At 61.5% G+C, this 7,416-nt stretch carries 10 protein-coding genes and 1 pseudogene; 2 read left to right on the top strand and 9 right to left on the bottom strand.

From position 1 onward, the window contains the following. The 5 genes and pseudogenes from QVE23_RS03770 to QVE23_RS03750 all read right to left on the bottom strand — a co-directional run. Positions 1 to 469: pseudogene (locus QVE23_RS03770) on the bottom strand (ATP-dependent Clp protease ATP-binding subunit); the annotation flags it as partial. Positions 470 to 521: 52 nt separating this feature from the next. Then, positions 522 to 1,223: a CvpA family protein gene (locus tag QVE23_RS03765; protein ID WP_021749424.1), complete on the bottom strand. Its 702-nt coding sequence runs from the start codon at positions 1,221 to 1,223 to the stop codon at positions 522 to 524. Between the two features lie 58 nt (positions 1,224 to 1,281). Then, a complete protein-coding gene (locus QVE23_RS03760) occupies positions 1,282 to 2,481 on the bottom strand; it encodes a DUF5711 family protein (RefSeq protein ID WP_287967589.1) in 1,200 nt (399 codons plus the stop codon). After that, on the bottom strand, positions 2,474 to 3,229 hold the full coding sequence (gene truA, locus QVE23_RS03755; RefSeq protein WP_119310877.1) for a tRNA pseudouridine(38-40) synthase TruA: 756 nt from the start codon (positions 3,227 to 3,229) through the stop codon (positions 2,474 to 2,476). The genes QVE23_RS03760 and truA overlap by 8 nt, the downstream gene beginning before the upstream one ends. 70 nt (positions 3,230 to 3,299) lie before the next feature. After that, the gene (locus tag QVE23_RS03750; protein ID WP_021749421.1) at positions 3,300 to 3,527 is read right to left on the bottom strand and encodes a helix-turn-helix domain-containing protein; all 228 of its coding nucleotides are present in this window, start codon (positions 3,525 to 3,527) and stop codon (positions 3,300 to 3,302) included. A 161-nt stretch (positions 3,528 to 3,688) separates the two neighbouring features. On the opposite strand from QVE23_RS03750, the gene QVE23_RS03745 reads away from it, so the two are divergent. After that, complete coding sequence (locus QVE23_RS03745; RefSeq protein WP_276896621.1) at positions 3,689 to 3,937, top strand: hypothetical protein; 249 nt, start codon at positions 3,689 to 3,691, stop codon at positions 3,935 to 3,937. Between the two features lie 107 nt (positions 3,938 to 4,044). On the opposite strand, the gene QVE23_RS03740 is transcribed toward QVE23_RS03745, so the two are convergent. Continuing rightward, a complete protein-coding gene (locus tag QVE23_RS03740; RefSeq protein WP_021749419.1) occupies positions 4,045 to 4,941 on the bottom strand; it encodes a L,D-transpeptidase in 897 nt (298 codons plus the stop codon). 193 nt (positions 4,942 to 5,134) lie between these two features. After that, positions 5,135 to 5,353: a helix-turn-helix domain-containing protein gene (locus tag QVE23_RS03735; protein ID WP_256264511.1), complete on the bottom strand. Its 219-nt coding sequence runs from the start codon at positions 5,351 to 5,353 to the stop codon at positions 5,135 to 5,137. 141 nt (positions 5,354 to 5,494) lie between these two features. On the opposite strand from QVE23_RS03735, the gene QVE23_RS03730 reads away from it, so the two are divergent. Further along, positions 5,495 to 5,743 (top strand): hypothetical protein, encoded by a 249-nt coding sequence (locus QVE23_RS03730; RefSeq protein ID WP_021749417.1) that lies wholly within the window; start codon positions 5,495 to 5,497, stop codon positions 5,741 to 5,743. Here QVE23_RS03730 and QVE23_RS03725 read toward each other — a convergent pair. Together QVE23_RS03725 and QVE23_RS03720 are read right to left on the bottom strand one after the other, a co-directional pair. Beyond that, a complete protein-coding gene (locus QVE23_RS03725; protein WP_256264461.1) occupies positions 5,736 to 6,539 on the bottom strand; it encodes an energy-coupling factor transporter transmembrane component T family protein in 804 nt (267 codons plus the stop codon). The two genes, QVE23_RS03730 and QVE23_RS03725, sit on opposite strands and share 8 nt — an antisense overlap. Further along, the gene (locus QVE23_RS03720; RefSeq protein WP_287226417.1) at positions 6,533 to 7,399 is read right to left on the bottom strand and encodes an energy-coupling factor transporter ATPase; all 867 of its coding nucleotides are present in this window, start codon (positions 7,397 to 7,399) and stop codon (positions 6,533 to 6,535) included. The genes QVE23_RS03725 and QVE23_RS03720 overlap by 7 nt, the downstream gene beginning before the upstream one ends. Between the last annotated feature and the right edge of the window lie 17 nt (positions 7,400 to 7,416).

Genomic DNA, 7,416 nt, shown 5'->3' with positions numbered 1-7,416 from the left:
GGTCCAGCTTGCCCTCCTGGGCCCGCTGCGTCAGGGAGATGCAGTAGTTCTCCAGATATTTGCGCTTGCCGTTCTTAGGGTCCTTGCGCTCCTTTTCCCGGCTTCGGGCACCGCTTTCCTCCTGGCCGCCGCTCTCGCCGCCCTTGGCGGCCTCGCCGGAGAACAGGCGGTTCAGGAAGGGGAAGGTGGCGGTCTTGCCCTCTTCCTCCTCTTCCCCGGCGTCCTCGCCGCCGGGCAGGTCCTCGATATTCTCCACGCCGCTCATGGCCTGGAGCATCTCATTGTTGAGCGTGTCCAGATCCTCGTCGGAAATGCCCATGCGCTTCATCATATCGTCCACCTGGGGCAGGCCCAGCTCCTTGGCGCATTTCAGGCACAGGCCCTCGTTGGTGGTCTTGTCCCCCTCCATTTTGGAGATGAAGACAACGGCCACGTTCTTCTTGCATCTTGAACAAAGTGTCGGCTGCATCGTGTAAATCCCTCCAGAAATCGTGACGCCGGCGGGGCAACGGCCCCGTTCGTCATTGCAGAAGCGACAGCGCGCTCAGGGGCGTGTGTGTCGCAAAAAATCGTAAAATATGGGTGGCTGAGACGGTGTCTGTCTCAAAGGAGACGCCGAAGCGCCGCAGAACCCAGATGGCTAGAAACAGCACCAAGGCCCCCTCGATCAGGCCGATCACGGCGCCGCCCAGGGAGTTGACCAGGTGCAGCCCCGGCAGCTGCAGCACCAGGTCCATAGCCCGGATCAGCAGCTTCAGCAGGATCGTCAGTCCCACGAAGGAGACCAGGAACAGCGCCGCATAGAGAATGGACTGGGCCAGACTCTCCACCACGGCCATGACCAAGGAGACGCCGGTGTCCTGGATCTTCTCCTGCGTCTGGCTGGCCAGGGAGTTCCGCACGTCCTCGTCCAGTCCCATCAGGGCCAGCAGGTCCTCGATGGCGAAGCCCTCGTCCACGTCCTCCTCCGGCATCTGGACCTCCTGGGACTGCCGGGCCATAGCCTCGTCCACCTTCGTCTCGATTTGCTCCCGGATCAGGGGCGTCACCAGACGGGCCGCCGGGGCGGCCAGGGTATTTGCGATGATGGCCGCCCCCACCAGGGCCACGATCACCACCGCCAATCCCGCCAGGGCCCGGAAAAGGCCCCTGTGGGCACCGTAGATGACCGCAGCGATCAAAACCACAGCCATAATCACGTCTATTATAACAGGTGTTGTCATGCTTGCCTACCTTTTTGCTCGTAAACGTTTTGTGAATTCCAAGATCAATGTTTCCCACTCAAGGCAGGAACAGGTGGGCGCTCTCTGCCGCCAGCAGCAGGGCGGAGCCATCCTGGCGCATCAGAACCGACCGGGCGTAGTCCGTGCCCTCCAGCTGAGCATAGATCTCCAGCTCCTCTGTGTAGATCACCACGCTGTCCATATACAGCACCGCCAGATACCGTCCGGCAGCGGAGATGCTGAGGATCTCCTCGTTCACGTCCAGGGCGGCGATCTCCTGCCCGTCCGTGTCCACCGTCACCAACCGGCCCACACCGCCGGACTTGTACCGGTTCAGCAGCAGGGCGGTGAAGCCGTCCCCGTGCAAGTCGTATTCCCGCAGATAGCTGCCGGCATAGGAGTAGGTAGCGCGCACCTCCCCGGCCGGGGACGCGTAGGTCAGGCAGGTGTCGGATACCGTCACCAACTGGCCGTCCTGCTCTCCGACGGCAGCCACCAGACCGTCGGTCACATCGTAGTCGGCCGCCGGGTCTACATTTCCTGCCGTCTCCAGGCTGTAAAGTACCATGTTGCTGACGAACACACTGTTCTCCTGGCCTAAGGTCACCACCGCCAGAGTGTTATCGTCATCTGTCACCCGGGCGTCGATGACAAACCGGTCCGACGCGGTGAGTGAAAACACCTCCGTCCCCTGGCTGTTATAAGCGGTGACGCCGCCCTTGTAGCCCGGCAGTTCTGTGGTCACAGCCAGCCAACCGTCTTCATTCAGCCGGGCGGAGAAATAGGGGGCGTCCTCCGGAGCAGTGAGGGAGCCTACCTCGCCCCCCTCGTCCACCACATACAGCTCTGTGCCCCCCACGTCGTAAGCCACAGCCCGGCCGCCGCCCGTCTCCAGGGCAGGGGCGCTCATCCGCACGGATGTGGACCAGATCTCCTCTCCGCCCCGCGCCAGGACCTGCAGCTTTGTGTCGGAGAGCACCACCAGGGAATCCCCCAGGACGGCAAAGCGGTTGCTGTCGGAGGCGTCGTAGTCGTACTGGGCCTCAGCAGTGCTCTCCTCTCCGCTGCCGTAGGAAAACAGCCGCCGCAGGGCGTCAAAGCCGGTGCCGTCCCGGTACGCGGCCACGAGCACCACGCCCAGCACCGCCGCCAGCACCAGAAAGAAGATCCCAAAGCGGCGCAGCCGTCCGCCCTTCCGGGGAGCCTCGTCCTCTTCCCCGTCGTTGTCGTTCCAGATGTCGTTCGTCGTATCAGCCATTGAGCCGTTCATCCTCATACCAAAGTCTTGTCAGGTACAGTCCCCCCGGCGGCACCGTGGGACCGGCGGCGGTGCGGTCCCCCCGCTCCAGAATGCCGGGGATGTCCTCCGGGGTGAACTTGCCCTCCGCCGCGTACAGCACGGTGCCGGTGATGGCCCGTACCATGTTATACAAAAAGCCGTTGGCGCAGACCTTCAATTCCAGCAGATCTCCGTTCCGGGTCACGTCACAGTAATAGATGGTGCGGACAGTGGACTTCGTCTCCGTGCCCACGGAACGCACCGCCGCGAAGTCGTGGGTGCCCACGAACATCCCCGCTGCCCGGTTCAGGAATTCCTCGTCCAGGTGCTTGGGATAGAAGTAGGCCCGGTTGACGTAAAATGGGTTCTTGAACCGGGAGTTGTAGATGCGGTAGGTGTACTCCTTCTTGATGCAGGAGCCGATGGCGTTGAAGTCCTCCGCCACCTCGAAGGCCTCCTTCACCGCGATGTCCTCCGGCGTGTGGGTGTTGACGGCGAAGGGGAGCCGGTCCACGGGAATGCGGCTCTCCGTGCGGAAGTTGGCGATGTAGTGCTCCGCGTGGACACCGGCGTCGGTGCGTCCGCAGCCGGTGAGGTGTACCGGGCCGCCGCAGATGTCAGCAATGGCCTTCTCCAGGGTCCCGCAGACGGTGACCGCGTTCTTCTGCACCTGCCACCCGTGGTAGGCGGTGCCGTTGTACATGAGTTTCAGGGCAATGTTGCGCATAAGCTCTCCTTTGGCAGTTCCGCCGTCCGGGGTTCCCGGCGGGAACGCTCTTTTTATCCGGCAGGGCAACTCAGCGGTTGACCGCCGGGTTGTCTGTCCGCCCCAGCAGATAATCCACAGAGCAGTCCAGATAGTCGGCGATGCGAGCAAGGGCAATACAGGACATTTGCTTGCCTTTTGCAAATTCTGATATCGCGTTAATTCCCATGTTCAAATCAGACAGCATATCTTTTGTGCGGATGCCTTTTTCTTTGAGGCGCCATTTAATGCGGTCTGCAATGTCTTGTGTAACATACATAAAATTTGCCCCGCCTTTTGTAAAGCTCTAAAATCACGAAAAAGCGTGAAAAACATCTTGATAATCACGCTATTACATGATAAAATCCATTTAGCGTATAAATAAGAAATACCATACCACAAAAAGGATATCGGAACAACACATATTAAGGAGGAATCCCCATGACAAGCATTTCGGAAACTCTGTTCGACACCTACGGCGACAGCCTGATGCAAGAGTATGCGCCCTATGATGAGGCGGAAATCCTGGCGGCGCTGGACCGGATGTCCATGCCGCAGGACATGCAGATCCAGGTCTGTGATCTCCTCTCCAGCTGCTATCTCCGCTGGGGCACGGCTGCCTTCGCCATCGGCCTGGGGCTGGGCCTCTCGCTGATGCAGGATTGCTCCGGTCGCCGTCCGCGGATCTGACGGACTCCCCTGTGCGGCGCCGCAGTTCATGTATCCGGGGATAAGCCTTCCGGGGCGGCCGGAATCTCCTGCCGTCCTGCGCCTCTTCCGCCAGCGCCCCGTCCCGTTTACGGCCAGACCAGCACCGGGGTGTTGGTGACGGGCCAGCCTGGCGCCAGCCGGTCCTCCTTTACCGTCCAGGTCCGGACAGGGAACTCATAGCCCAGGCCCAGGCCGTCCACGCAGAAGAACCGCACCTCCAGCTGGTCCCCGGCGGCGCAGGATACCGTCCCGGTGCCCTCCCAGGTGCCGGATTCCTGGCCGGAGGCGGCCGGGATGGTCTCCTCCAACTGACCGTTCCGGTACAGGCGGAATGTCTGCTCGGAGGCTGCGGCCGCCTTTTCACGCAGCCGGACGGCGGCGGTAATCCGGGCTTCTCCTTCCTGCAGGGCCGCCTCTCCGCTGCGGCTGGACAGCGCCATCGGCAACAATCCGGTGGCACGGCCCTCATAGAGCCGCTCTGTGGCCGTATCGCCGCCGGTCCGGACCGTCACCAGAATCTGGAGTGAGGTGCTGTCCGCAGGCACCGCCGCCTGACCGGAGAAGATTCCATCCCCGGACCGGGTCAGCTCCACCTGGGCCAGACGCTTGCGCTCCGCGCCGCCCTGATAGACATTCAGGGTGGCTTCCGCCGACTGGTCCGGCGTAGTCAGGGTCAGGGACACCCCAAGCTCCACCTGATGGGCCGCGGCGTCCAGCCGAAGGGGCGTCAGCTCATAGCGCTCCAGCAGCGACTCCTCCGGCTGCGGGGCGGTTTGGGCGGCCGCTCGTTCCAGCGCCTCCTCCTGCTCCTGAAGGCGGTTTTGTGTGCTTTTCAAGTCCAGGCGGAGTTCTCCCACCTCCTGTTGGAGCGCGGAATACGCCGTCTGAAGTTCCCCCAGCTGTCCTTGCGTCTCCGCCAGGGCTGCTGCCAGCAAAACCACAGCCGCAGTCAGGGCCCAAAGCCAGATGTTCTGCTTCTTCATAGGACTCTCCCCTCTCTGCCAAAACACAGCCGCTCCGAATCAGGCCATGTCCACTATCCATGATTTCCAGTCATGCGTCCGGACGGATCTCGATGATTACCAGCTCCGGGCGATTGAAAATGCGGGGCAGCCGGACGGCAGACTGTCTCCCCTACATTCCCCCCCGGAGAAAATTCTCTTCCGGTGAGTCCGGTCAGCGGTTGACCGCCGGGTTGTCTGTCCGCCCCAGCAGATAGTCCACAGAGCAGTCCAGATAGTCGGCGATGCGTTCCAGTTTTTCCGCTGACGGAATCTGTCCGCCTTTTTCCAGGTCATAGATAAAATTCCGGTTGATCTGTGTCTGCTCCAGCAAATTTTTGACTGAAATTTTCTGCGCTTTGCAGCGGGCCTTAATTCTGGCTGAGGTAGTCAAAACATCCAAAGGACCATTCCCTTTCTTAAAATACAGTTTTTTCTGATCGTTCTGTTGACTTACAGAAATTTCTGTATTATACTGGTTTCATCATTCCGAAATGATACCATAAAAAGCTGTATTCGCAAAGGAGTGTCTCCTATGCCATCCGTTTTTGAGCTTCTGTTCGATACCTACGGCGACCATCTGATGCAGGAGCAGGCGCCCTATGATGAGGCGGAAATCCAGGCGGCGCTGGACCGGATGTCCATGCCGCAGGACATGCAGATCCAGGTCTGTGATCTCCTCTCCAGCCGCTATCTCCGCTGGGGCACGGCTGCCTTCGCCATCGGCCTGCGGCTGGGCCTCACCCTGGGCAGCCAGTCCGCGGACCGGCAAATCGTTACGTAAATTGCCGCAGGACGATGATCCCCGCGGTGACGGCCAGCCCCAGCACCAGGGCCAGATAGTCCCGCCCCTCGTACTGCAGCACATGGAGCTTGGTGCGTCCCTCGCCGCCGTGGTAGCAGCGGCACTCCATGGCCACCGCCAGCTCGTCCGCCCGGCGGAAGGCGCTGATGAACAGCGGCACCAGAATGGGGATCAGGGCCTTGGCCTTCTGGATGATATTCCCGCTCTCAAAGTCCGCGCCCCGGGCCTTCTGAGCGGACATGATCTTGTCTGTCTCCTCGATCAGGGTTGGGATGAACCGCAGGGCGATGGACATAATCATGGCCAGCTCATGGACCGGCACATGGATTTTTTTCAATCCGCCCAGCAGGCGCTCCAGCCCGTCGGTGAGGCTGATGGGGCTGGTGGTGTAGGTCATCAGGAACGTGCCCATGATCAACAGCATGATCCGCAGCACCATGAACACGGCGTTCTGCAGACCCTCCGCGGAGATCCGCAGGAAGCCCAGCTCTGCCAGGATGTGCTCTCCCGGCGTGAAGAACAGGTTCAAAATGCCGGTGAACACGATGATGAACACCACCGGCTTCAGCCCCCGCACCAGGGATTTGATCCCTACTCGGGAGATGCGGACACACACTGCCAGCACCGCCGCCAGAATGCCGTAGGCCAGCAGGCTCTTGGCGCAGAACAGCGCCACGATGTAAAGGACCACCAGCAGGATCTTCGTCCGGGGGTCCAGGCGGTGGGCCACGGTGTCGCCGGGGAAAAACTGGCCCAGGGTGATGTCCTTCAGCATCCCGTCTCCCCCCTTCTCAGCGCCAGCAGCTCCCGCTCCAGGGTCTCCACGGTGTAGACCGCAGGGTCGATGGCGAGGCCCTGCTCCCGCAGGCGCATGGCAATACGGGTCACCTGTGGCACGTCCAGCCCGGCAGAGAGCAGCTCCTCCGCCCGGGCGAACACCTCCGCCGGAGTCCCGCTCATCAGCACGTGAGCGGACTTCAGCACCAGGATTCGGTCTACATTCCGGGCGATCTCGTCCATGCTGTGGCTCACCAGGATGATGGTGCGCTTTTTATTGCGGTGGTAGTCCCGGATGTTGGCCATCAGGTTCTCCCGGCCCGCCGGATCCAGTCCGGCGGTGGGCTCGTCCAGCACCAGCACCTGGGGGTCCATAGCCATGACCCCCGCCAGGGCCACCCGGCGCTTCTGGCCGCCGGAGAGCTCAAAGGGGGACTTGTCCAGCTGATCGTCCCGGATGCCCACCAGGCGGGCGGCCTCCCGGACACAGCGGTCCAGCTCCTCCCCGGTCTTGCCCTGGTTGATGGGGCCGAAGGCGATGTCCTTGTACACCGTCTCCTCAAACAGCTGGTACTCCGGGTACTGGAACACCAGCCCCACCTGGAAGCGGACGTCCCGGATCTTCTTCGGCTCCGCCCAGATGTCCTTCCCATGGAGCAGGATCTGCCCCGACGTAGGCCGCAACAGGCCGTTCAGATGCTGAATCAGGGTGGATTTGCCGGAGCCGGTGTGGCCGATGATCCCTAAGAACTCCCCATCGTACACGTCAAAGCTCATGTCCTCCACCGCGCTGCGCTGGAAGGGCGTGCCCACGCTGTACGTGTGGGTCAGATGTTGTACTTGCAGTATCGGTTCCAATGTTCTCTTCCCTTCCG

It is taken from the genome of Oscillibacter sp. KLE 1728, from assembly GCF_934833455.1.
GTDB classification, from domain to species: domain Bacteria; phylum Bacillota; class Clostridia; order Oscillospirales; family Oscillospiraceae; genus Oscillibacter; species Oscillibacter welbionis.
Note: the sequence above shows the minus strand (reverse complement) of the source record. Positions and strands in the feature narration are given on the sequence as shown.